General features: G+C 63.2%; 20 protein-coding genes and 1 pseudogene. 11 read left to right on the top strand and 10 right to left on the bottom strand.

Translation table 11 applies throughout. The features are described 5' to 3' along the window. The first annotated feature begins 59 nt into the window (after nucleotides 1-59). Together AC5QPF_RS31300 and AC5QPF_RS31295 are read left to right on the top strand one after the other, a co-directional pair. Nucleotides 60-809 (top strand): gamma-glutamyl-gamma-aminobutyrate hydrolase family protein, encoded by a 750-nt coding sequence (locus tag AC5QPF_RS31300; RefSeq protein ID WP_494961414.1) that lies wholly within the window; start codon nucleotides 60-62, stop codon nucleotides 807-809. A 75-nt stretch (nucleotides 810-884) separates the two neighbouring features. Beyond that, nucleotides 885-2,417: an amino acid permease gene (locus AC5QPF_RS31295; protein WP_494961413.1), complete on the top strand. Its 1,533-nt coding sequence runs from the start codon at nucleotides 885-887 to the stop codon at nucleotides 2,415-2,417. A gap of 21 nt (nucleotides 2,418-2,438) precedes the next feature. Here AC5QPF_RS31295 and gmk read toward each other — a convergent pair whose 3' ends face one another. Together gmk and AC5QPF_RS31285 are read right to left on the bottom strand one after the other, a co-directional pair. Next, nucleotides 2,439-3,059: a guanylate kinase gene (gmk, locus tag AC5QPF_RS31290; protein WP_330072801.1), complete on the bottom strand. Its 621-nt coding sequence runs from the start codon at nucleotides 3,057-3,059 to the stop codon at nucleotides 2,439-2,441. Between the two features lie 13 nt (nucleotides 3,060-3,072). After that, on the bottom strand, nucleotides 3,073-3,936 hold the full coding sequence (locus AC5QPF_RS31285) for a YicC/YloC family endoribonuclease (protein WP_494961412.1): 864 nt from the start codon (nucleotides 3,934-3,936) through the stop codon (nucleotides 3,073-3,075). A gap of 345 nt (nucleotides 3,937-4,281) precedes the next feature. Between AC5QPF_RS31285 and rph the strand changes: the two genes are divergently transcribed. Beyond that, on the top strand, nucleotides 4,282-5,004 hold the full coding sequence (gene rph / locus AC5QPF_RS31280) for a ribonuclease PH (protein ID WP_330072799.1): 723 nt from the start codon (nucleotides 4,282-4,284) through the stop codon (nucleotides 5,002-5,004). A gap of 151 nt (nucleotides 5,005-5,155) precedes the next feature. On the opposite strand, the gene crc is transcribed toward rph, so the two are convergent. Then, complete coding sequence (gene crc / locus AC5QPF_RS31275) at nucleotides 5,156-5,935, bottom strand: catabolite repression control protein Crc (RefSeq protein ID WP_042121543.1); 780 nt, start codon at nucleotides 5,933-5,935, stop codon at nucleotides 5,156-5,158. Between the two features lie 80 nt (nucleotides 5,936-6,015). Between crc and pyrE the strand changes: the two genes are divergently transcribed. Then, nucleotides 6,016-6,657 carry an orotate phosphoribosyltransferase gene (gene pyrE, locus AC5QPF_RS31270; RefSeq protein WP_458979692.1) on the top strand — a complete coding sequence of 214 codons (642 nt, stop codon included), beginning with the start codon at nucleotides 6,016-6,018 and terminating at the stop codon, nucleotides 6,655-6,657. A gap of 60 nt (nucleotides 6,658-6,717) precedes the next feature. Here the strand turns inward: pyrE and argB are convergent, their stop codons facing one another. The 4 genes and pseudogenes from argB to coaBC all read right to left on the bottom strand — a co-directional run bounded on the left by argB (nucleotide 6,718) and on the right by coaBC (nucleotide 10,825). Then, nucleotides 6,718-7,626: an acetylglutamate kinase gene (gene argB / locus AC5QPF_RS31265; RefSeq protein WP_330072797.1), complete on the bottom strand. Its 909-nt coding sequence runs from the start codon at nucleotides 7,624-7,626 to the stop codon at nucleotides 6,718-6,720. 30 nt (nucleotides 7,627-7,656) lie between these two features. After that, a pseudogene (locus tag AC5QPF_RS31260) lies at nucleotides 7,657-9,030 on the bottom strand (phosphomannomutase/phosphoglucomutase); the annotation flags it as partial. A 126-nt stretch (nucleotides 9,031-9,156) separates the two neighbouring features. Next, nucleotides 9,157-9,612, bottom strand: a complete 456-nt coding sequence (gene dut, locus AC5QPF_RS31255; protein ID WP_494961411.1) for a dUTP diphosphatase — start codon at nucleotides 9,610-9,612, stop codon at nucleotides 9,157-9,159. 4 nt (nucleotides 9,613-9,616) lie between these two features. Further along, on the bottom strand, nucleotides 9,617-10,825 hold the full coding sequence (coaBC, locus tag AC5QPF_RS31250) for a bifunctional phosphopantothenoylcysteine decarboxylase/phosphopantothenate--cysteine ligase CoaBC (protein ID WP_494961410.1): 1,209 nt from the start codon (nucleotides 10,823-10,825) through the stop codon (nucleotides 9,617-9,619). Nucleotides 10,826-10,960: 135 nt separating this feature from the next. On the opposite strand from coaBC, the gene radC reads away from it, so the two are divergent. Beyond that, nucleotides 10,961-11,650, top strand: a complete 690-nt coding sequence (gene radC, locus AC5QPF_RS31245; protein ID WP_494961409.1) for a RadC family protein — start codon at nucleotides 10,961-10,963, stop codon at nucleotides 11,648-11,650. 106 nt (nucleotides 11,651-11,756) lie between these two features. Here the strand turns inward: radC and AC5QPF_RS31240 are convergent, their stop codons facing one another. Beyond that, complete coding sequence (locus AC5QPF_RS31240; protein ID WP_494961408.1) at nucleotides 11,757-13,346, bottom strand: ABC transporter substrate-binding protein; 1,590 nt, start codon at nucleotides 13,344-13,346, stop codon at nucleotides 11,757-11,759. 363 nt (nucleotides 13,347-13,709) lie between these two features. Here AC5QPF_RS31240 and rpmB point away from each other — a divergent pair, with 363 nt between their 5' ends. Both rpmB and rpmG read left to right on the top strand, forming a co-directional pair. Further along, a complete protein-coding gene (gene rpmB / locus AC5QPF_RS31235) occupies nucleotides 13,710-13,946 on the top strand; it encodes a 50S ribosomal protein L28 (RefSeq protein ID WP_037058999.1) in 237 nt (78 codons plus the stop codon). 11 nt (nucleotides 13,947-13,957) lie between these two features. Next, complete coding sequence (gene rpmG, locus AC5QPF_RS31230) at nucleotides 13,958-14,113, top strand: 50S ribosomal protein L33 (RefSeq protein ID WP_003242516.1); 156 nt, start codon at nucleotides 13,958-13,960, stop codon at nucleotides 14,111-14,113. Nucleotides 14,114-14,236: 123 nt separating this feature from the next. Here the strand turns inward: rpmG and AC5QPF_RS31225 are convergent, their stop codons facing one another. Both AC5QPF_RS31225 and AC5QPF_RS31220 read right to left on the bottom strand, forming a co-directional pair. Beyond that, entirely contained in the window at nucleotides 14,237-14,440 is a 204-nt protein-coding gene (locus AC5QPF_RS31225; protein ID WP_494961407.1) for an I78 family peptidase inhibitor, read from the bottom strand. Between the two features lie 80 nt (nucleotides 14,441-14,520). Beyond that, nucleotides 14,521-14,880 carry a cupin domain-containing protein gene (locus AC5QPF_RS31220; protein ID WP_494961406.1) on the bottom strand — a complete coding sequence of 120 codons (360 nt, stop codon included), beginning with the start codon at nucleotides 14,878-14,880 and terminating at the stop codon, nucleotides 14,521-14,523. 198 nt (nucleotides 14,881-15,078) lie between these two features. Between AC5QPF_RS31220 and AC5QPF_RS31215 the strand changes: the two genes are divergently transcribed. The 4 genes from AC5QPF_RS31215 to AC5QPF_RS31200 all read left to right on the top strand — a co-directional run bounded on the left by AC5QPF_RS31215 (nucleotide 15,079) and on the right by AC5QPF_RS31200 (nucleotide 21,014). Then, nucleotides 15,079-16,572, top strand: a complete 1,494-nt coding sequence (locus tag AC5QPF_RS31215) for an aldehyde dehydrogenase family protein (RefSeq protein ID WP_494961405.1) — start codon at nucleotides 15,079-15,081, stop codon at nucleotides 16,570-16,572. Nucleotides 16,573-16,718: 146 nt separating this feature from the next. Continuing rightward, on the top strand, nucleotides 16,719-17,864 hold the full coding sequence (locus tag AC5QPF_RS31210) for an MFS transporter (protein WP_494961404.1): 1,146 nt from the start codon (nucleotides 16,719-16,721) through the stop codon (nucleotides 17,862-17,864). Between the two features lie 103 nt (nucleotides 17,865-17,967). Then, nucleotides 17,968-20,091 carry a type VI secretion system tip protein TssI/VgrG gene (locus AC5QPF_RS31205; protein WP_494961403.1) on the top strand — a complete coding sequence of 708 codons (2,124 nt, stop codon included), beginning with the start codon at nucleotides 17,968-17,970 and terminating at the stop codon, nucleotides 20,089-20,091. Then, nucleotides 20,091-21,014 (top strand): DUF4123 domain-containing protein, encoded by a 924-nt coding sequence (locus AC5QPF_RS31200; RefSeq protein WP_494961402.1) that lies wholly within the window; start codon nucleotides 20,091-20,093, stop codon nucleotides 21,012-21,014. The genes AC5QPF_RS31205 and AC5QPF_RS31200 overlap by 1 nt, the downstream gene beginning before the upstream one ends. Nucleotides 21,015-21,019: the final 5 nt, after the last annotated feature.

Genomic DNA, 21,019 nt, shown 5'->3' with positions numbered 1-21,019 from the left:
TCCCACAAGGGCCGTGCCATCTCCGTGAATCCGTTGTTGTTCCATGCGAGGCTGGATCAATGAAGCAAGCCGGAACCCCTTTGATCGGCGTCACAGCGTGCCGCCAGATGCTCGGCAACACCCCTTCCCATACCGTGGGCGACAAGTACGTCGAGGCCGCCGGGTTCGCCGGCGTGCCGCTGATCCTGCCGGCGCGCGACCAGGCGCTGGACCCGCAGCGCCTGCTGGAACGCCTCGACGGCATTCTTTTCACCGGTTCGCCTTCTAATGTCGAGCCGCATCATTACAATGGCGCCCCCAGCGCGGAAGGCACCCGGCACGACATCCCGCGTGACCGCTTGACCCTGCCGCTGCTGCGTGCGGCCATCGCCGCCGGCGTGCCGGTGTTCTGCATCTGCCGCGGTTTCCAGGAGCTCAACGTAGCCCTGGGCGGCTCTCTGCACCAGCGCGTCCATGAACTGTCCGGCTACCTGGATCACCGTGAGCCGCACGATGCCCCGCTGGCAGAACAATACAGCCCGCGGCACCTGGTCACGGTCGAGCCCGAGGGGCAATTCCAGCGGCTGGGTTTACCGCACAGCTTCATGGTCAACTCGCTGCACGGCCAGGGCATCGATCGCCTGGCCGATGGGCTGCGGGTCGAGGCGCTGGCACCGGACGGGCTGGTGGAAGCGGTTTCCATGGAGGACGCACCCGGCTTTGTGCTCGGAGTGCAGTGGCATCCGGAGTGGCGTTACGCCGAAAACCCGGTTTCGTTGCGTCTGTTCGAGGCGTTCCGTGCAGCCTGCCAGGCCTACGCCGGGAAGTGATCCGGCAGATTCATCGAGTGCGGGCATTCCCAGGGATGCCTTGAAAAACAATACCAATAGCGACGACATCTACTCATGAGCGAATTCGAAGCAAGCCTGTCCTCGAGTACGGCGGGGCTGGCTCGCAAGGCATCCAAGGGGTTGGCCAAGGGCCGCCTCGGACTGCTCGCCAGTATCGTGCTCGGCATCTCTACCATCGCCCCGGTGTATACCCTCACCGGCGCCCTCGGGCCGACGGTGCGGGAGGTCGGCCAGCACCTGCCGGCCGTGTTCATCGTCGGCTTCCTGCCGATGTTGCTGGTGGCCCTCGGTTATCGCGAGCTGAACGCCGCAGAGCCGGACAGCGGTACGTCCTTCACCTGGTCGGCTCGGGCCTTCGGGCCGATGATCGGTTGGATCGGCGGCTGGGGGCTGGTCACGGCGACCACCATCGTGCTGTCCAACCTGGCCGGCGTGGCGGTGGACTTCTTCTATCTGTTCCTCGGGCAACTCGTCGGCAGCCACGAGGTGGCTGCGCTGAGCGACAACCTGCTGGTCAACGTGGTCACCTGTTGCGTGTTCATCGCCATGGCGGTGTGGATCTGCTGTCGCGGCATCGGCACCACCATGACCGTGCAATATGGCCTGGTGGCCTTGCAACTGCTGGTGCTGATCGGCTTCGCCTTCGCCGCGTTCGGTGGCTCGACAGAGACTCCGCCGATGGACTTCGATATCAGCTGGTTCAATCCGTTTGGCGTGGAGTCGTTCTCGGCCTTTGCTGCCGGCCTGTCGCTGTCGATCTTCATCTTCTGGGGCTGGGACGTGTGCCTGACCATGAGCGAGGAGTCGGTGGGCAGCGACGAGGTCCCGGGCCGTGCCGCGACCCTGACTGTGCTGCTGATCCTGGGCCTGTACCTGGTTACCGCCATCGCCACGCTGCAATTTGCCGGGATCAGCGAGGAAGGCTTGGGCCTGGGCAACCCGCGCATTCAGGAGAACGTCTTTGCCCACCTGGCCGGCCCGGTTATGGGACCTCTGGCGATCCTGATGTCCATCGCCGTGCTGGCGAGTACCGCTGCGTCGCTGCAATCGACGTTCGTCTCCCCGGCGCGGACGCTGCTGGCCATGGGTTACTACGGCGCCGTGCCGGAGCGTTTCGCCAGCATCTGCCCCCGTTCGCAGACCCCGCGCTATGCCACCATCTGCGCCGGCGTTGCCGCAGGCGTTTTCTACGTGACCATGCGCACCCTCAGCGAAAACGTGCTGGCCGACACCATCACCGCCTTGGGCATGATGATCTGCTTCTACTACTCGCTGACTGCCTTCGCCTGCGTCTGGTACTTCCGCCACAGCCTGTTCGACAGCCTGCGCCACTTCTTCATGCGCGGCTTGTGCCCGCTGCTAGGCGGTTCCATTCTCTCGGTGATCTTCGTGCAGACGGCCATTGACAGCGCTTCGCCGGAGTTCGGCAGCGGCTCGCATGTGGGCGGGTTGGGACTGGTGTTCGTGATCGCGATGATCATCCTGCTGCTGGGCATCGTCCTGATGCTGCTGTCGCGCCTGCGCGCGCCGGCGTTCTTCCTGGGCATGACCTTGCGTCGTCATGCCACCATCCCCAGCCGCCGCTGAAGCGGCCGGGGAGGCGAGAGCTCAAGCCAGCAGCTGCTTGAGCAACTCGCCGTGGCGCTGCTGCTGACCGTCCCGTTGCAGGCGGTTGGCGCGGAACACGGCCTTCAGGTCTTCCAGTGCGGTGGCGAAGTCGTCATTGATGATGACGAACTCGTACTCGTCGTAGTGCTCCATCTCGCTGACCGCTTCGCGCATCCGTCCTTCGATGATCTCGTCGCTGTCCTGGCCGCGGTTGGTCAGGCGCTGGCGTAGTGCCTGCTGGCTCGGCGGCAGGATGAAAATCGAGCGAGTGCCCGGCATCAGCTTGCGTACCTGCTGCGCGCCCTGCCAGTCGATTTCCAGGATCAGGTCGTGACCCTGGTCGAGGGTCTGTTGCAGCGCCTGGCGCGAGGTGCCGTAGCAGTTACCGAACACCTCGGCCTGTTCGAGGAAGTCGCCCTGGGCGTTCATGCGGTCGAACTCAGCACGGTCGACGAAGTGGTAGTTGACCCCGTCGTGCTCGCCCGGACGCATGGCGCGGGTGGTGTGCGAGACCGACACGCGGATGTGGTTCAGGTCGTCGGTCAGGGCCTTGACCAGGCTGGTCTTGCCGGCGCCGGACGGTGCGGAAATGATGAACAGGGTGCCGCTGCTGTGTTTCATGATGGGAGTGGCCTTACTCGATGTTCTGTACTTGTTCGCGCATCTGCTCGATCAGGACCTTGAGGTTCACTGCCGATTGCGTGCTGCGCGGGTCGAAGGCTTTGGAGCCGAGGGTGTTGGCTTCGCGATTGAGTTCCTGCATCAGGAAGTCCAGGCGCCGGCCCGCCGCACCGCCGGACTTGAGCACGCGGCGCACCTCGGTGACATGGGTGACTAGGCGGTCGAGCTCTTCGGCGACATCACTCTTCTGCGCCAGCAGGACCATTTCCTGTTCCAGGCGCTGCGGGTCGAGTTCGGCCTGCATGTCGGTGAAGCGGTCGAGGATCTTCTGCCGCTGCGCGGCAAGCATCTGCGGGACCAGGGCGCGCAAGGTCGTGATTTCCTGGCTCATGCTGTCCAGGCGCTCGTTGATCAGCCGGGCCAGCTCGGCGCCCTCGCGATTGCGGCCGCTCTTCAACTCGTCGAGGGCATTCTCGAACAGGCTGAGGGCTTCCTGGTTCAGCGCCTGCGGGTCGGCGGCATCGGCCACCAGCACGCCGGGCCAGGACAGCACGGCCAGCGGGTTCAGCGGCGAGGGGTTCTTGATCAGGGCGGCCACGGTCTCGGCGGCTTCCACCAACTGCCGGGCGCGCTCCTGGTCGACCTGCAGCGACTTGCTGGCGTTTTCCTCGGTGAAGCGCAGGGTGCACTCGACTTTGCCGCGGGACAGACCCTGGCGCAGCGCTTCGCGGACCGCGCCTTCGAGGTCACGGAAGGCTTCAGGCAGGCGCAGGTGCGGTTCGAGGTAGCGGTGATTGACCGAGCGCAGTTCCCATATGAGGGTGCCTTGGGTCCCGGCTCGTTCGACACGAGCGAAGGCGGTCATGCTGTGCACCATGGGAAGTACCTCGCAGATAGATGAAGGGGAAAGCCGACAGGCTGCAAAGGCGCAGGATTGTAACGCAGTGCGCTGTCCGGTCCCATCCACTGATGTTACAAACCGCCGGAAGAGGGGTGGGTGAATCCCGACCGGGGGCCTTGGGGTGGGCTTTCGGGTCTCATCGCTGGCAAGCCGGCTCCCACAGGGTCCGGTGCGCGCCGATCCTTGTAGGGGCTGGCTTCAGCGATGAGGCCGGTCCAGGCAACACAATGAATGGACCGGTAACCCCCTCAGGCATGTCCACTGCGTGTCTTGCGCTCTATAATGCTCGGCAGATTCGAACCCCCAGTACAGGTATCCCTTATGAAACGTCCAAGTGGTCGCGCCGCCGATCAGCTCCGCTCGATCCGCATCACCCGCAACTACACCAAGCACGCCGAAGGGTCGGTACTGGTCGAGTTCGGCGACACCAAGGTCGTCTGCACGGTCAGCGTCGAGAATGGTGTCCCGCGCTTCCTGAAAGGCCAGGGTCAGGGCTGGCTGACCGCCGAGTACGGCATGCTGCCGCGCTCCACTGGCGAGCGTAACCAGCGCGAGGCCAGCCGTGGCAAGCAGGGTGGCCGTACCCTGGAAATCCAGCGCCTGATCGGCCGTTCGCTGCGCGCCGCACTGGACATGAGCAAGCTCGGCGACATCACTCTGTACGTCGACTGCGACGTGATCCAGGCCGACGGCGGCACCCGCACCGCCTCGATCACCGGCGCGATGGTCGCCCTGGTCGATGCCCTGCGTGTGGTCAAGAAGCGTGGCGGCCTGAAGGGTGGCGACCCGCTCAAGCACATGATCGCCGCAGTATCGGTGGGCATGTACCAGGGTGAAGCGGTCCTCGACCTGGACTACCTGGAAGACTCCGCTGCCGAGACCGACCTGAACGTGGTCATGACCAGCGCTGGCGGCTTCATCGAAGTCCAGGGCACTGCTGAAGGCGCGCCGTTCCAGCCGGAAGAGCTGAACGCCATGCTGGCTATCGCACAGAAAGGCATGGCCGACCTGTTCGAGCTGCAGAAGGCTTCGCTGGCCGACTGATCCATGTGGGAGCTGGCTTGCCAGCGATAGCGGCAGTGAGTTCACCATCGCAATCGCTGGCAAGCCAGCTCCCACAGGGTCCGCGTTGTCCGCTGGATCAGTTTGCAATAAAAAAGCCGACCCATAAGGTCGGCTTTTTTGTGCGTGACGATCAGATCGTCAGCGTCCAGTCATAGTCCACGATCAGCGGCGCGTGCTGCGAGAAGCGCGGCTGGCGTGGCAGGCGTGCGCTGCGCACGAAGCGGCGCAGGCCCGGGGTCAGCAACTGGTAGTCGAAGCGATAGCCCAGGTTGAGCATCTCCGCCTGTTCGTTGTCCGGCCACCAGCTGTACTGGTCGCCTTCGCGGCTGACTTCACGCAGGGCGTCGACGTAGCCCATGTTGCCGATGATCTCGTCCATCCAGGCGCGTTCCGGAGCGAGGAAGCCCGGCGACTGCTGGCTGTCGCGCCAGTTCTTGATGTCGAGTTTCTGCTGCGCGACGTAGAGCGAGCCGCAGTAGATGTATTCACGGCGTTTGCGCCGCTGCTTGTCCAGATACTTGGCGAAGTCGTCCATCAACTTGAACTTCTGGTTCAGGTCTTCGTCGCCGTTCTGTCCGGAAGGCAGGAGCAAGGTGGCAATACTGACTTTGTCGAAGTCGGCCTGCAGGTAACGCCCGTAGCGGTCGGCTGTCTCGAAGCCCAGGCCGCTGATGACTGCCTTGGGCTGCAAGCGCGAATAAAGTGCCACGCCGCCTTGGGCGGGTACTTCTGCGTCGCAGGCATAAAGGAAGTAGCCATCTAGCTGAAAAGCCGGGTCATCGAGTTCAAAGGCCGAGGCGCGGGTATCCTGAAGGCAGATGACGTCGGCATTCTGGGCTTGCAGCCAGCTGAGCAACCCTCGCTCGACCGCAGCCTGAATGCCATTCACGTTCACACTGATGATCCGCATAAATGGCCCCAAAAATCTCGTGCGTGTATGATACCCGAGCTGTACTCAATTAGCTAAATCCGTGGTATCCGGGACTCCTCATGCAGCCGTATCAGCGCGAATTCATCCGTTTTGCCATCGATCGCGGGGTTCTGCGCTTCGGTGAGTTCACCCTCAAGTCGGGTCGTACCAGCCCCTATTTCTTCAATGCCGGCCTGTTCAACAGCGGTTCGGCCCTGGCCCAGCTCGGGCGTTGCTACGCGGCGGCGATCGTCGATAGCAAGATCCCCTTCGACGTGCTGTTCGGCCCGGCCTACAAGGGTATTCCCCTGGCGGCGGCGACCGCGGTGCAACTGGCCGAGCAACACCAGCTCGACGTACCCTGGTGCTTCAACCGCAAGGAAGCCAAGGACCACGGCGAAGGCGGCAGCCTGGTAGGCGCACCTTTGGCCGGTGACGTGCTGATCATCGACGACGTGATCACCGCCGGCACCGCGATCCGTGAAGTCATGCAGATCATCAAGGCCCAGGAAGCCCGCGCCGCTGGCGTGCTGATCGCGCTGAACCGCGAAGAACGCGGCAATGGCGAGCTGTCGGCGATCCAGGAAGTGGAACGCGACTTCGGTATCCCGGTGGTCAGCATTGTCTCGCTGACCCAGGTTCTCGAGTTCCTCGCCGATGACCCGCAGCTCAAGCAGCACCTGCCGGCGGTGGAAGCCTACCGCGCGCAATACGGCATCTGATTGCAGCGAACATGAAAAAGGCGACCGGATGGTCGCCTTTCTCTTTGCCTGCCGGACAGTTTACTGACGCGGCTTGCGATTGGTGATCAGGGTACCGACGCCGCTGTCGGTGAAGATTTCCAGCAATACGGCGTTCGGTACGCGACCGTCGATGATGTGCGAGCTGTGCACGCCGCCCTGGACCGCTTCCAGTGCGCAACGGATCTTCGGCAGCATGCCGCCGTAGATGGTGCCGTCGGCGATCAGGCCGTCGACCTGCTCGGTGCTCAGGCCGGTCAGCACGGTGCCTTGCTTGTCCATCAGGCCGGCGATGTTGGTCAGCAGCATCAGCTTCTCGGCCTTCAGGGCCTCGGCAACCTTGCCGGCGACCAGGTCGGCGTTGATGTTGTACGACTCACCGTTCGGCCCCACGCCGATCGGCGCGATGACCGGGATGAAGTCGCCCTTCACCAGCATGTTCAGCAGGTCGGTGTTGACCCCCACGACTTCGCCGACGTGGCCGATGTCGATGATTTCCGGGGTGGTCATTTCCGGGGTCTGGCGGGTGACGGTGAGCTTCTTCGCGCGGATCAGTTCGGCGTCTTTACCGGTGAGGCCGATGGCGCTGCCGCCATGACGGTTGATCAGATTGACGATGTCCTTGTTCACCTGGCCGCCGAGGACCATCTCCACCACGTCCATGGTTGCGGCGTCGGTGACGCGCATACCATCGACGAAACGGCTTTCGATCGACAGGCGATTGAGCAGGTCACCGATCTGCGGGCCGCCGCCGTGCACCACCACCGGGTTGATGCCGACCGCCTTCATCAGCACCACGTCGCGAGCGAAGCCGGTCTTCAGCTCCTCGCTCTCCATCGCGTTGCCGCCGTACTTGATCACCAGGGTCTTGCCGACAAAGCGTCGGATATAAGGCAGCGCTTCGGACAGTACCTTGGCGACATGGGTAGCGGCATCGCGATCGAGGGTCATGCAGGGCTCCAGTTGGAACAAGTGGTTCGGTCAGAACGGTAGTTGCAGGTCGGGGGCTACGCGCTTGATCTGCGCATGGAATATAGCCTTGATTCGCTGCAGTTCGGCTTCATTGTCGGCCTCGAAGCGCAGGACCAGCACCGGTGTGGTGTTGGACGCGCGGACCAGGCCCCAGCCGTGGGGATAGTCGACCCGCACCCCATCGATGGTGGTGAGGTCGGCTTTGCCCCAGTCGGCATCGCGTTGCAGCGCATCAATGATGCTGAATTTACCCTCGTCGGTCACATCAATGTTGATTTCGGGCGTGGAAATGTCATTCGGGAAGCCGGCGAACAGGGTTTCGGCGTCCACCGGGACTTTGCTGAGGATCTCCAGCAAGCGCGCGGCGCTGTAGATGCCGTCGTCGAAACCGAACCAGCGTTCCTTGATGAAGATGTGCCCGCTCATCTCGCCAGCGAGCAGGGCGCCGGTTTCCTTCATCTTCTTCTTGATCAGCGAGTGGCCGGTCTTCCACATCCGCGAGGTGCCGCCGTACTCGGCGATCAGCGGGGTCAGGCGGCGGGTGCACTTGACGTCGAAGATGATCTCGGCGCCCGGGTTGCGCGCCAGCACGTCCTGGGCGAAGAGCATCAGCAGGCGGTCGGGGTAGACGATGCTGCCGGTGTTGGTCACCACACCGACGCGGTCACCGTCGCCGTCGAAAGCCAGGCCCAGGTCGGCCCCGGTTTCCTTGACCTTGGCGATCAGGTCGACGAGGTTTTCCGGCTTGCCCGGGTCAGGGTGGTGGTTGGGGAAGTTGCCGTCGACCTCGCAGAACAGCGGGATGACCTCGCAGTTCAATGCGGCCAGCAACTGCGGGGCATTGACCCCAGCGGCGCCGTTGCCGCAGTCCACCACGACTTTCAGGCGCCTGGCCAGCTTGATGTCGCCGACGATCTGCTGCTGGTAGCGCGGCAGGATGTCGACCTTCTCGACGGTGCCGTCACCGCGGGTCAGGTCGTTGGTCTTGAGGCGGGTCAGCAGTGCCTGGATCTGTTCGTTGGCCAGGGTATCGCCGGCGATGACGATCTTGAAACCGTTGTAGTTCGACGGGTTGTGGCTGCCGGTGAGCATGACCCCGGACTTGCCGGCCAGGACATTGGCCGCGTAGTACAGCGCGGGGGTCGGTACCAGGCCGACATCGCTGACCTGGCAGCCGGCCTCGACCAGGCCCTTGATCAGCTGTTCCACCAGCATCGGGCCGGACAGGCGGCCGTCGCGGCCGACCGAGACGTTGGGTTCGCCCTGGGCCAGGCTCTGCGCACCGATGGCGCGGCCGATCCAGTAGGCCGTCTCGGCATGCAGGGTGTCACCGACCACGCCACGGATATCGTAGGCGCGGAAGATGCTGTCGGGCAGTGCAGGGATCAGTTGGGCCATATCGTTCATCACGGGACTCCAGTCTCGAAGGCTTGCGGGCGTATGGAACGCTTGGACGGCCTTTCTGCCGGAGAGTTCGCCCCTGGCCGGGCGCCAGGGACGATCGGTGGATCAATTGGTGCCGGAATGTCCGAAGCCGCCGGCGCCGCGCTGGGTCTCGTCGAAGGCTTCGACGATGTCGAAATGGGCCTGTACTACCGGGACCAGCACCAGTTGCGCGATGCGCTCGCCGACGGCGATGGTGAAGGCGGTGCTGCCACGGTTCCAGCAGGACACCATCAGTTCGCCCTGGTAGTCGGAGTCGATCAGGCCGACCAGGTTGCCGAGGACGATGCCGTGTTTGTGGCCCAGGCCCGAGCGCGGCAGGATCATGGCCGCCAGGCCCGGGTCGCCGATGTAGATCGACAGACCGGTGGGGATCAGCAGGGTCTGGCCCGGCTCGAGGACGGTGTCTTCCTTGAGCATGGCGCGCAGGTCGAGGCCGGCCGAGCCCGGGGTGGCGTATTGCGGCAGCGGGAATTCGCCGCCGATGCGTGGATCGAGAATCTTGGCTTGGAGAGCGTGCATTGAATCAAACCTGGTTGAGGCGTTCGGCGATGAAAGCGACCAGCTGGCGGGCGATCTTGCCCTTGCTGGTCTGCGCGAACAGGGTTTCGTGGAGCTGGCGGTCGATCACGCTGCAGGCGTTTTCCTCGCTGTTGAAGCCAATGCTGGGGTTGGCCACGTCATTGGCGACGATCAGGTCGAGGTTCTTGTCTTTGAGCTTGCGTGCGGCGTAGTCGAGCAGGTGTTCGGTCTCGGCGGCGAAGCCGACGCTGAACGGGCGGTCCGGGCGGGTGGCGATAGTGGCCAGGATGTCTGGATTGCGCACCATCTGTAGCAGCAGGCCGTCGCCGGTCGTAGGGTCTTTCTTGAGCTTTTGCGGGGCGACGACTTCCGGACGGTAATCCGCGACTGCGGCCGAGGCGATGAACAGGTCGCAGGGCATGGCCGCTTCGCAGGCCGCGAGCATGTCGCGGGCGCTGACCACGTCGATGCGCGTGACCCGGTCCGGGGTCGGCAGGTACACCGGGCCGGTGACCAGGGTCACCCGCGCGCCGGCTTCCACCGCGGCCTCGGCGAGGGCGAAGCCCATTTTCCCGGAGCTGTGGTTGGTGATGTAGCGCACCGGATCGATGTTTTCCTGGGTCGGGCCAGCGGTGATCAGCACGTGCTTGCCGGTCAGCGACTCGCGCTTGAAGCATTCGGCGGCGAGCCAGGCCAGGTCGGTGGCTTCGAGCATGCGGCCAAGGCCGACATCGCCGCAGGCCTGGCTGCCCGAGGCCGGGCCGAAGACCTGGATCGAGCGGTCCTGCAGGGTTTCCAGGTTGGCCTGGGTGGCCGGGTCGCGCCACATGGCCTGGTTCATCGCCGGGGCCACGGCGACCGTGGCGTCGGTGGCGAGCACCAGGGTGGTCAGCAGGTCGTCAGCCACGCCTTGGGCCAGGCGCGCGATCAGGTCGGCGGTGGCAGGCGCGATCAGCACCAGGTCGGCCCACTTGGCCAGTTCGATATGGCCCATCGCCGCTTCGGCAGCGGGATCCAATAGGTCCATGTGCACGGGGTGCCCGGAGAGCGCCTGCATGGTCAGCGGGGTGATGAATTCAGCGCCACCGCGGGTCATGACGACGCGTACCTGGGCGCCGTGTTCCAGAAGTCGGCGAACCAGCTCGGCGCTCTTGTAGGCGGCAATGCCGCCGCCGACGCCGAGAACGATGCGTTTCCGATACAGCCGCTGCATAGGCCTGCCTTTTTCTGATGGAGGTTTGCACGCAACGTCGACGCCTCCCCAGGCCGGGCGTTGCGCAAAAAGTGGCGGCTAAGATAGCACAGGGCTCAAACCGGTAGCAGTTACCTACGGACAGAGGGATTGGTCATGAGTATCAGGGATTGGCCCGCGGCGGAACGACCACGGGAGAAGCTGTTGGAACAGGGGGCGGCGAGCCTGTCGGATGCAGAATTGCTGGCGATTTTCCTCCGGGTTGGAGTGCGCGGGAGGAGTGCGGTGGACCTGGCCCGGGATGTTCTGGGGCGGTTTGGAGGTTTGCGTGGGTTGCTGGAATCCGACCGTCGCAGCTTCAGCGCCGAGCTGGGGCTGGGAACGGCGAAGTACGCGCAGTTACAGGCGGTGATGGAACTGGCCCGGCGGCATCTGGGCGAGTCCATGAAGCGCGGTTCTGCGCTGGAAAGCCCGGAGGCGGTGCGCACCTACCTGAAGGCGCAGTTGCGCCATGAAGCCGACGAAGTATTCGGCTGCCTGTTCCTTGACACCAAGCACCGGCCGCTGGTGTTCGAGATTCTGTTTCGTGGCTCCATCGACAGTGCCGCGGTATACCCGCGACAGGTGGTGAAGCGGGCCCTGGCGCACAACGCTGCTGCGCTGATCCTCTGCCACAATCATCCCTCCGGCAATCCCGAGCCGAGCCAGGCCGACATCTGGCTTACCCACCGCCTGATGGATGCGTTGGAGACCATTGACGTGCGCATCCTTGATCACTTCATCGTTGGTGACGGCGAGCCGCTATCGATGCGGGAGAGAGGCTGCTTTTTCAGCGCCCCGGCCTGAGGTGGCAGGCAGGCCCCCACAGGATCGAGTGCACTGCGAACGCTGTGGGAGCTGGCTTGCCAGCGATTGGCCAGCATGAACAATGAGAGCTCAGGCGGACCTGACCTCAGCGCTCTACGTTCGCCCCGGCAAAGTCCTGGCGCCCGAACGGATTGACCTGATACCCCTCCACATCCTTGCGCAGCAACACCGCCGCCGTCGGATGCGCCAGCGGCAGCCACAGCGCCTGCTGCTGGATCTGCGCTTGAGCCTGCTGGTAAAGGCGGCTGCGCACGCTCTGGTCGTTGGTGGTCTTGCCGGCGCTGATCAACTGGTCCAGGCGCGGGTCGCAGTAGCGGGCGAAGTTGGTCCCGGACGTCACCGCTGCGCAGGAGAATTGCGGGCTGAGGAAGTTGTCGGGGTCGCCGTTGTCGCCGGCCCAGCCCATGAATAGCAGGTCATGCTCGCCGGCTTTGGCTCGGCGGATCAGTTCGCCCCATTCGATCACACGGATTTCCGCCTTGACCCCGACCTTGGCCAGGTCCGCTTGTAGCAGCTGGGCGCCGAGGCTCGGGTTGGGGTTGAGCAGGCTGCCGGACGGGCGGGTCCAGATCGTGGTGCTGAAACCCTCCGGCAGGCCGGCCTTCTTCAGCAGTTCCCGGGCCTTGGCCTGGTCCGTCGGGTAGCCCGGCAATGACTTGTCATAGCTCCAGGTGTTCGGCGGGAACGGTCCGTTGGCCGCCACTGCAGTGCCTTCGAACACGGCCTTGAGGTAGCTGTCCTTGTCGAAGGCGAGGTTGATCGCCTGACGCACTTCCGGCTTGTCCAGCGGCGGATGCTGGCTGTTGATGGCGAGGAAGGCGGTCATGAAGGCTTCGGTCTTTTCCACCTTCAGGTTGGCGTCTTCGCTGGCCGCGGCGATATCCAGTGGCTTGGGCGACAGGGCAATCTGGCACTCGTTGCGGCGCAGCTTCTGCAGGCGCACGTTGGCGTCCGGGGTGATGGCGAAGATCAGTGGATCGACCGCCGGCTTGCCATTGAAGTAGTCCGGGTTGGCCCGGTAGCGGATCACCGCGTCCTTCTGGAAACGATTGAACACAAACGGCCCGGTGCCGATCGGCTGGCTGTTGAGCTTCTCGGGCGTGCCGGCCTTGAGCAACTGATCGGCATATTCCGCCGGGTAGATGGAGGCGAAGCCCATGCTCAGGGTGGCGAGGAAGGTGGCGTCCGGGTGGCTCAGGGTGAAGCGCACGCTCAGCGGGTCCGGGGCGTCGATCTGCTTGATCAGCTCGGGTAACTGCAGCGACTGTGCGTGAGGGAAGCCACTTTGGGCGATCTTGTGCCAAGAGTGCGCCGGATAGAGCATGCGTTGGAAGCTGAACAGCACGTCGTCGGCGTTCAGTGCGCGGCTTGGCTTGAAGTACGGGGTGGTGTGGAACTTCACTTCCGGGCGCAGCTTGAAGGTGTAGACCAGACCGTCCTCGGACACCGTCCAGCTTTCTGCCAGACTCGGTACCACCTTGCCGGCCTTCGCGTCGAACTCCACCAGACGGTTCATCAGCACGTCGGCCGAGGCGTTGGTGGTGGTCAGCGAGTTGTACTGGACCACGTCGAAGCCTTCGGGGCTGGCCTCGGTGCACACGCTGAGCGCGGCAGCCTGGGCCAGGGCGGGACCGAGCAGGGCGATGAACAACAGGGGAAGAACGGCGCGACGCATGAGGACTCCTTGGCTGAACGACGACCCATCTGCCAGTGCAGTCTGGAAAAGTCCTACCCTAGTGCCCCGGATTACAAATCGCCAACACCTTTTTAAACGAATTGCGCGACGAGCGGTAATAAGCGCCGCAGCCCGTTTGCCGCGCCGTGCGGGCCACGGAACGTGTTTGGGCAATCACATTCTGTGTTGTTGTACTCTGGCGTTTCTGGTATAAAGCAGCGCTCTTTTCTAGGGGCCCGGTGTGCAGCACCCTTGGGTGTAGCCGGTAAGACCCTGAAGAATCAAGGCGCCTGGCGCCAAAGACTGAGAGATTAAGCGGCCAACCCATGCCGGGTTGGGCATGTGGTTTTAGAGGGCTGAGGCATGTCGAGAGTCTGTCAAGTTACTGGTAAGGGTCCAGTAACCGGGAACAACATTTCCCACGCAAACAACAAAACCCGTCGTCGTTTCCTGCCGAACCTGCAGCATCATCGCTTCTGGGTCGAGTCCGAGAAGCGTTTCGTGCGTCTGCGCGTTTCCGCCAAGGGCATGCGTATCATCGACAAGCGCGGCATCGACGCCGTTCTGGTTGACATTCGCCGTAACGGCATCAAGGTCTAAGGGAGAACGTCATGCGTGAACTGATCCGTTTGGTGTCGAGCGCCGGTACTGGCCACTTCTACACCACCGACAAGAACAAGCGCACCACTCCGGACAAGATCGAGATCAAGAAATACGATCCGGTCGTCCGTAAGCACGTGATGTACAAGGAAGCCAAGATCAAGTAATTGATCCGGCTTGCGAAAAAGGCCCGTATCCCCTGGATACGGGCTTTTTTTATGCCCGCGGTTTTCCGCAGGCAAACGAAAACGCCCGGCACTTTCGTGCCGGGCGTCCTGACGCGGGGCCGATCAGCCGAAGCGGAAGCCGGTGATCACGCCGTTGCCGCCAGCGACAACGTGGATACGGGCTTCGTCGACTTCCATGGTGGCCATGTCATTCGGGCCGACGACACGGGCACGGCCGGTCAGCTCGGTGATCTTGGCCTTGACGGCTTCGGTGTAGTTGCTGCCGATCAGTTGGGCCAGTTTTGCTTGCGCTTCTTCATTGGTCATGAGGATTCTTCCTTGTAGGTTGTTGTCCGGTTGGACCATGTCATGCTCTCAATGTCGACGACCCCGCGTGTGCTACATATCTATTTTTGTTCGAACATCACATAGATCTTGCGGCATGGTTCCAGCACCTCCCAGGTGCCCTTGAAACCTGCGGGAATCACGAAGCGATCGCCGGCACGCAGGGTCTTGGCCTGGCCCTGTTCGTCACGCAGGACCGAAACGCCCTGAACGATCTCGCAATATTCATGCTCGGTGTAGTTCACCGTCCACTGTCCCGCTGCGCCTTCCCAGACGCCGGCGGCGAACTGCCCGCACGGGCTGGAGTAGTGGTTGTAGACCGCCTGGTCGGGTTCGCCCTTGAGGATCTTCTCGGCGGCGGGACGGTAGCGTTCTGCTTCGGTCAGGACCTGGGCGAAGTCGACGATCTGCTGGATATTCATGGAACGGCTCACCTGATTGTTAAATAAAATGAACATCACTAGGCTTTTGACGGCTTAATGTCAAATATATTGATAATCCGGGTCCCGGTAGTTTAGGGTGTCGAATGCTGTAGAGCGATGACAGCTCCGGCGGAAATTTCTGACAGTGTCGATGACTTCTCGCACGACGCTGCACATCAACAACAGGAGGAGTTTGCTATGACCACCCTGACGCGTGCGGATTGGGAACAGCGTGCCCAGCAACTGAAGATCGAAGGCCGCGCCTTCATCAACGGCGAATACACCGCGGCCGCTTCCGGCCACACCTTCGAATGTATCAGTCCGGTCGACGGCCGCCTCCTGGCGCAGATCGCCAGTTGTGACGAAGCCGACGCCCAGCGCGCCGTGGAAAATGCCCGCGCCACCTTCGACTCCGGCGTCTGGTCGCGCATGGCTCCGGCCAAGCGCAAGGCCACCCTGATCCGCTTCGCCGGCCTGCTCAAGCAGAACGTCGAGGAGCTGGCCCTTCTGGAAACCCTGGACATGGGCAAGCCGATCGGCGACTCGTCCACCATCGATATCCCAGGCGCAGCCAATGCCCTGGCCTGGAATGGCGAAGCCATCGACAAGGTCTACGACGAAGTCGCCGCCACCCCGCACGACCAGCTCGGCCTGGTCACCCGCGAGCCGGTGGGCGTGGTCGCGGCCATCGTGCCGTGGAACTTCCCGCTGCTGATGGCCTGCTGGAAACTTGGTCCGGCGCTGGCCACCGGTAACTCGGTGATCCTAAAACCGTCCGAAAAATCCCCGCTGACCGCCATCCGTATCGCCCAGCTGGCCGTGGACGCCGGTATCCCGGCGGGCGTGCTCAACGTCCTGCCAGGCTTCGGCCACACCGTGGGCAAGGCCCTGGCCCTGCACATGGACGTCGATACCCTGGTGTTCACGGGCTCGACCAAGATCGCCAAGCAGTTGATGGTCTATGCGGGCGAGTCGAACATGAAGCGCGTGTGGCTGGAAGCCGGTGGCAAGAGCCCTAACATCGTCTTTGCCGACGCTCCTGACCTGAAGGCTGCTGCCGAAGCCGCAGCCAGCGCCATCGCTTTCAACCAAGGTGAAGTCTGCACCGCCGGCTCGCGCCTGTTGGTGGAGCGTTCGATCAAGGACCAGTTCCTGCCGATGGTGCTGGATGCGCTGAAGGCCTGGAAACCGGGCAACCCGCTGGATCCGGCGACCACCGTCGGCGCCCTGGTCGACACCCAGCAACTGAACACCGTGCTGGGCTACATCGAGTCGGCTCACACCGACGGCGCCAAGCTGCTGGTCGGCGGCAAGCGCATCCTTGAAGAGACCGGCGGCACCTATGTCGAGCCGACCATCTTCGACGGCGTGAACAACGCCATGCGCATCGCCAAGGAAGAGATCTTCGGGCCGGTGCTGTCGGTGATCACCTTCGACACCGTCGAAGAAGCCATCGCCATCGCCAACGACACCCCATACGGCCTTGCCGCCGGCGTGTGGACGGCGGACATCAGCAAGGCCCACAAGACCGCCAAGGCACTGCGTGCCGGCAGCGTCTGGGTCAACCAGTACGACGGCGGCGACATGACCGCGCCGTTCGGTGGCTTCAAGCAGTCGGGCAACGGCCGCGACAAGTCGCTGCATGCGCTGGACAAGTACACCGAGCTGAAGGCTACCTGGATCAAGCTGTAATCCAGATCGGCTAATGCCATTGGGGCTGCTTTGCAGCCCTTCGCGAGCAAGCTCGCTCCCGCAGGGTGTTTAACATGGCCCTCTGTAGGAGCGAGCTTGCTCGCGAAGGGCCGCAAGGCGGCCCCATTCTCTTCAAGGAGCATGCAATGCGTTGGGGTACCTACTTCGCCGTCCTGGCCGCCGTCCTCAGCGTCGGCCTGGCCCTGGGCGTCAGCATGCCGCTGGTGTCCTTGCGCCTGGAAGGCTGGGGCTACGGCAGCTTCGCCATTGGCGTGATGGCGGCGATGCCGGCGATTGGCGTATTGCTCGGGGCGAGCCTCGCCAGCCGCCTGGCCGCGCGCTTCGGCACGCCAGGCCTGATGCGCATGTGTCTGTGGGCCGGCGCGCTGTCCATCGGGGCCCTGGCGCTGCTGCCCAGCTACCCGGTCTGGCTGGTGCTGCGCCTGCTGATCGGCGTGGTCCTGACCATCGTCTTCATCCTCGGTGAAAGCTGGATCAACCAGCTGGTGGTGGAGGAGTGGCGCGGGCGTCTGGTGGCGCTGTATGGCAGCAGCTATGCCCTGAGCCAACTGGCCGGACCTTTGTTGCTGGGCGTGGTGGGTTCGGATGATGACCTCGGCTTCTGGATCGGCGTCGGCCTGCTGATCGTCTCGCCGCTGCTGCTGTTCGGTCGCGGTGGTGCGCCGAGCACCGAGGCGGCCAGCGTGACCTTTTTCGACCTGTTTGGCTTCTGTCGGAAGTTGCCGGTGATTGCGTGGGCCATCGCCCTGTTCGCCGCATTCGAGGCAATGATCCTGACCTTGCTGCCGGTGTACTGCCTGCAACAGGGCTTCAGTGCGGAAGTGGCGCTGTTCATGGTCAGTACCGTGGTGGTGGGGGATGCCATACTGCAATTGCCGATCGGTGCCCTGGCCGACCGCATGTCCCGGCGCACGCTGTTCACTGGGTGTGCGGTGACGCTGGCGGTGTCCAGCCTGATGATTCCGCTGTTCCTGCAGACCCAACTGATCTGGCCGCTGTGGGTGCTGTTCGGCGCCAGTGCCGGCGGGTTGTTCACCCTGTCGCTGATCCTGATCGGCGAGCGTTATCGCGATGATGCGCTGGTGCGGGCCAACGCCCATGTGGCGCAGCTGTGGGGTATCGGTTGCCTGATCGGGCCGCTGGCGGCGGGGGCGGGTAGCCAGTGGCTGAGTGGGCATGCGTTGCCGTGGTTCATGGCGGTGGGGGCTTTCGTGCTGGTGCTGTTGTCGCGTCGGGCCAATGCCTTCGAGGCGGTAGCGGTAGCTGACTGAGCACGAACGGAAGTTTCACACGTTCTCTCAGGATTTTTCCTATATCCCGTCTGTTGGCTGACATGGAGGATCTCCAAGGAATTCGTTCCCCAGGAAATCCTCCATGGTCGTCCAGTCCGATCTGCGCTTCACCTTCACCGCAGCAACTGGTGTATTCGAGGTTGTCGAATTCCACCTCAGCGAAGGTCTTTCCGAAACCTTCCGCCTCGAAGTCGACCTGAGCAGCACCGATCCCGCCGTCAAGTTCGGCAAGATCCTCGACCGTCCCGCGCTGTTCACGATCTGGCAGGGCGACCAGGCCGTGCGCTACGTCCACGGCTCGGTCAGCACCTTCCAGCAGGGCGAAACCGGCTTTCGCCGCACCCGCTACCGCGCGGTCGTCGAACCCCGCCTGGCCCGCCTGAATCTGTGTTCGGACTGGCGCATCTTCCAGACCCTCAGCGTGCCCGACATCGCCAAGGTGATGCTGAAGAAGCACGCCCTCGACCTCGACTACGAACTGCGCGCCGCCAAGGACCGCAATGCCCGCGAGTACTGCGTGCAGGCCGGCGAAACCGACTATCACTTCGTCGAGCGCATCATGCGCGAAGAGGGCTTTTTCTACGGCTTCGTGCACAGCAAGGAAGGCTGTCGCCTGGTCCACTGCGACTTCCCGTTGATCTTCGGCAAGCAGCCCGGCCTGCCGGTGGAATACAACCCCAAGCCCGGCGCGGACCGCCCGGGCCCGGCGCTACACCGCTTCACCTACAGCGAAAACGTGCGCAGCGCCCAGCAGGTCCAGCGCGACTACAGCTTCAAGAACCCGAAATTCACTGAGCAGAGCAAGTACAAGGCCACGGACCTCGAGCACCAGGCCGACAATTACGAGCGCTACGACTACCCCGGTCGCTACCGGGGAGACAAGACCGGTGAGGCCTTCAGCCGCAGCCGCCTGCTCGGCCTGCGCGGTGATGCCTGCCAGGTCATTGCCGAGGGCGACGATGCCCGGATGGTCCCCGGCCTGTACTTCGACCTGGTCGGCCACCCCCGCGACGACATGAACTGCGGTTGGCGCCCGGTGCACCTGGAGCACCATGGCAAGCAGTACGTCAGCCAGGCCGAGGAAAGTGCCGGGGCCGACAGCGGCACCCACTACAACTGCATCGCCACGCTGGTGCGGGACAATGCCGAATGGCGCCCCGAGCCGCTGCCCAAACCCCGCATCGACGGCCCGCAGATGGCCACGGTGGTCGGGCCGCCGGGCGAGGAAATCTACTGCGATGAATACGGTCGGGTGAAGGTTCATTTCCCCTGGGACCGCCAAACCAAGGAAAACGAACCCAGCTCCTGCTGGATTCAGGTTTCGCAGAACATCGCCGGGGCGCTGTGGGGCCATATGGCGATCCCGCGCATCGGCCAGGGCGTCATTGTCAGCTACCAGAACTCGGACCCTGACCAGCCAATAATCACGGGCAGGTGTTACACGGCGCTACAGCGTCCGCCCTACGAACTGCCCGCAAACAAGACGCGCATGACCATCAAGAGTCAGACCCACAAGGGCGACGGCTTCAACGAGTTGCGCTTCGAGGATGAGGCCGGGCTGGAAGAGGTGTTCATTCATGCGCAGAGGGATCAGAACAATGTCGTCAAGAATGACGAAACCACTCTTGTCGGGAACGACCGCAGCGAACAGGTGGAACACGACGAAACCCTGACTGTCGGCCACGACCGCAAGGACACCGTTGGCAATGACGAGCAGGTGTCCATTGGCCGCGACCGGCGCCATGAAGCCGGACAGGATGACGACCTGGTCATTGGTCGCAATCACCGTATCAAGACGGGCAAGGACCGTACGGAGGAGGTTGGCAATAACCGTCGAGACAAGACCGGCGCCAGCCACCACATCGAGATTGGCAACCATCGCGAAGAGATTGTGCAAGGCCATGCCTATCTGGACGCGATGCAGGAAATCCGTCACCGCACCAAGACCTATCGGATTCAGGTGGAAGACGAGTTCGTGATCGAAGGGCCGGGCGGCACATTCCGCATCAACCGGGCGGGCATATCCCTGAACGGAGTCGCCCTCGACTTCAAGGGACCGATGCAACTCACAACAGTCGGAAGCGGTACTGGTCACGTGGTGACAGGCGTGTCCAAGGAAGGGCTGGCGATGGACCAGGTGTGCGGTATGCGCGCCGATGGCAGTTGCTCCCGTGTGCCATGTCCCTGTGCCAGAGGAGCAGCGTGATGGATCAGCACTACATCGATGCAGGCTGGCCTCGTCAGGTCGTGAAAGTGGTCGCTGAACCTGAATGGAGCCGGTTGGAAACCCAGGGCAAAACCTGGCTCTGGCTCGACGGAAGAAACCGTCTGGAGCTGGAGAGTGAAGTACAGCCCCTGGCCGACCCCTTCTCTGTTCAATGGTTGTGGCGTGGAACACCGAAAGAATATGAGCACCCTGGTTATCAACATGGACCGATGCTCATACCGCTGAATGCGTCGCTGCTGGAAAAGTTCGTCAGCACCTGGGGACCAGAGCAGGTAGGGCTCGTCCTGATCGGTCCGCAAGACCCTGAGTCCCTGTTGCAGCACTTGCAACTCCTGGATCAGATCATCGGCCCGGATGGTCATTCGATCGCTTTCCAACTGGGTGCGTTACGGACACTGGAAGAAATGTGCGAGGCGCTGCCCTCAGGGCAGCGGGCCCGTCTTTTCGGGCCGATCACCAGTGCGATCTGGCATGCAGGTGAGGACTTCGGTGAATGGCTGCAGATGCCGGCACAGATCGCAGCGTCAGCCGAATCCGACGACAACCAGCGCATCACCCTGACCAGTGGCGATGAAGCCGCCCTGAACCTCGCCAGCCGCGCCTGGTTCCTCCGCCATTTCTCGCGAGACATGACCGAGCGCTTTCCCCTGTTTGCTTCCGAACGCAACCAACTGCGTATGCGTCGGCAACTGGTCCTGTTCGTTGAAGAGGCTGAGCGCATCGGTTTGCGCCTGGAACGCGACATGCGCTTCTACATGGAACTGCGCCTGCGCTATCCGCAGGAAGCCTTCAGCAAGAATGAGGAAATCAGAACGCTATTAGGCCAATCCCACATTCACGGATTGGCGCGGCTATTCGAGGCCAGCGCAAGGCTCAGCCAGACCGCGACCAAATCTTTCTAAGGAAC

This window comes from Pseudomonas sp. Con_6, from assembly GCF_059379395.1.
This window is presented reverse-complemented; position numbering and strand designations above follow the sequence as displayed.

What these genes read in the sequence shown, in the direction of transcription:
- coaBC (WP_494961410.1), bottom strand. Translation starts at nt 10,825, where the DNA reads ATGCAGCGGCTGTATCGGAAACGCATCGTTCTCGGCGTCGGCGGCGGC.
- AC5QPF_RS31295 (WP_494961413.1), top strand. Translation starts at nt 885, where the DNA reads ATGAGCGAATTCGAAGCAAGCCTGTCCTCGAGTACGGCGGGGCTGGCT.
- gmk (WP_330072801.1), bottom strand. Translation starts at nt 3,059, where the DNA reads ATGAAACACAGCAGCGGCACCCTGTTCATCATTTCCGCACCGTCCGGC.
- AC5QPF_RS31220 (WP_494961406.1), bottom strand. Translation starts at nt 14,880, where the DNA reads ATGAATATCCAGCAGATCGTCGACTTCGCCCAGGTCCTGACCGAAGCA.
- pyrE (WP_458979692.1), top strand. Translation starts at nt 6,016, where the DNA reads ATGCAGCCGTATCAGCGCGAATTCATCCGTTTTGCCATCGATCGCGGG.
- AC5QPF_RS31240 (WP_494961408.1), bottom strand. Translation starts at nt 13,346, where the DNA reads ATGCGTCGCGCCGTTCTTCCCCTGTTGTTCATCGCCCTGCTCGGTCCC.
- dut (WP_494961411.1), bottom strand. Translation starts at nt 9,612, where the DNA reads ATGCACGCTCTCCAAGCCAAGATTCTCGATCCACGCATCGGCGGCGAA.
- AC5QPF_RS31200 (WP_494961402.1), top strand. Translation starts at nt 20,091, where the DNA reads ATGGATCAGCACTACATCGATGCAGGCTGGCCTCGTCAGGTCGTGAAA.
- AC5QPF_RS31285 (WP_494961412.1), bottom strand. Translation starts at nt 3,936, where the DNA reads ATGGTGCACAGCATGACCGCCTTCGCTCGTGTCGAACGAGCCGGGACC.
- rpmG (WP_003242516.1), top strand. Translation starts at nt 13,958, where the DNA reads ATGCGTGAACTGATCCGTTTGGTGTCGAGCGCCGGTACTGGCCACTTC.
- AC5QPF_RS31215 (WP_494961405.1), top strand. Translation starts at nt 15,079, where the DNA reads ATGACCACCCTGACGCGTGCGGATTGGGAACAGCGTGCCCAGCAACTG.
- rph (WP_330072799.1), top strand. Translation starts at nt 4,282, where the DNA reads ATGAAACGTCCAAGTGGTCGCGCCGCCGATCAGCTCCGCTCGATCCGC.
- rpmB (WP_037058999.1), top strand. Translation starts at nt 13,710, where the DNA reads ATGTCGAGAGTCTGTCAAGTTACTGGTAAGGGTCCAGTAACCGGGAAC.
- radC (WP_494961409.1), top strand. Translation starts at nt 10,961, where the DNA reads ATGAGTATCAGGGATTGGCCCGCGGCGGAACGACCACGGGAGAAGCTG.
- AC5QPF_RS31205 (WP_494961403.1), top strand. Translation starts at nt 17,968, where the DNA reads ATGGTCGTCCAGTCCGATCTGCGCTTCACCTTCACCGCAGCAACTGGT.
- crc (WP_042121543.1), bottom strand. Translation starts at nt 5,935, where the DNA reads ATGCGGATCATCAGTGTGAACGTGAATGGCATTCAGGCTGCGGTCGAG.
- AC5QPF_RS31225 (WP_494961407.1), bottom strand. Translation starts at nt 14,440, where the DNA reads ATGACCAATGAAGAAGCGCAAGCAAAACTGGCCCAACTGATCGGCAGC.
- argB (WP_330072797.1), bottom strand. Translation starts at nt 7,626, where the DNA reads ATGACCCTCGATCGCGATGCCGCTACCCATGTCGCCAAGGTACTGTCC.
- AC5QPF_RS31210 (WP_494961404.1), top strand. Translation starts at nt 16,719, where the DNA reads ATGCGTTGGGGTACCTACTTCGCCGTCCTGGCCGCCGTCCTCAGCGTC.
- AC5QPF_RS31300 (WP_494961414.1), top strand. Translation starts at nt 60, where the DNA reads ATGAAGCAAGCCGGAACCCCTTTGATCGGCGTCACAGCGTGCCGCCAG.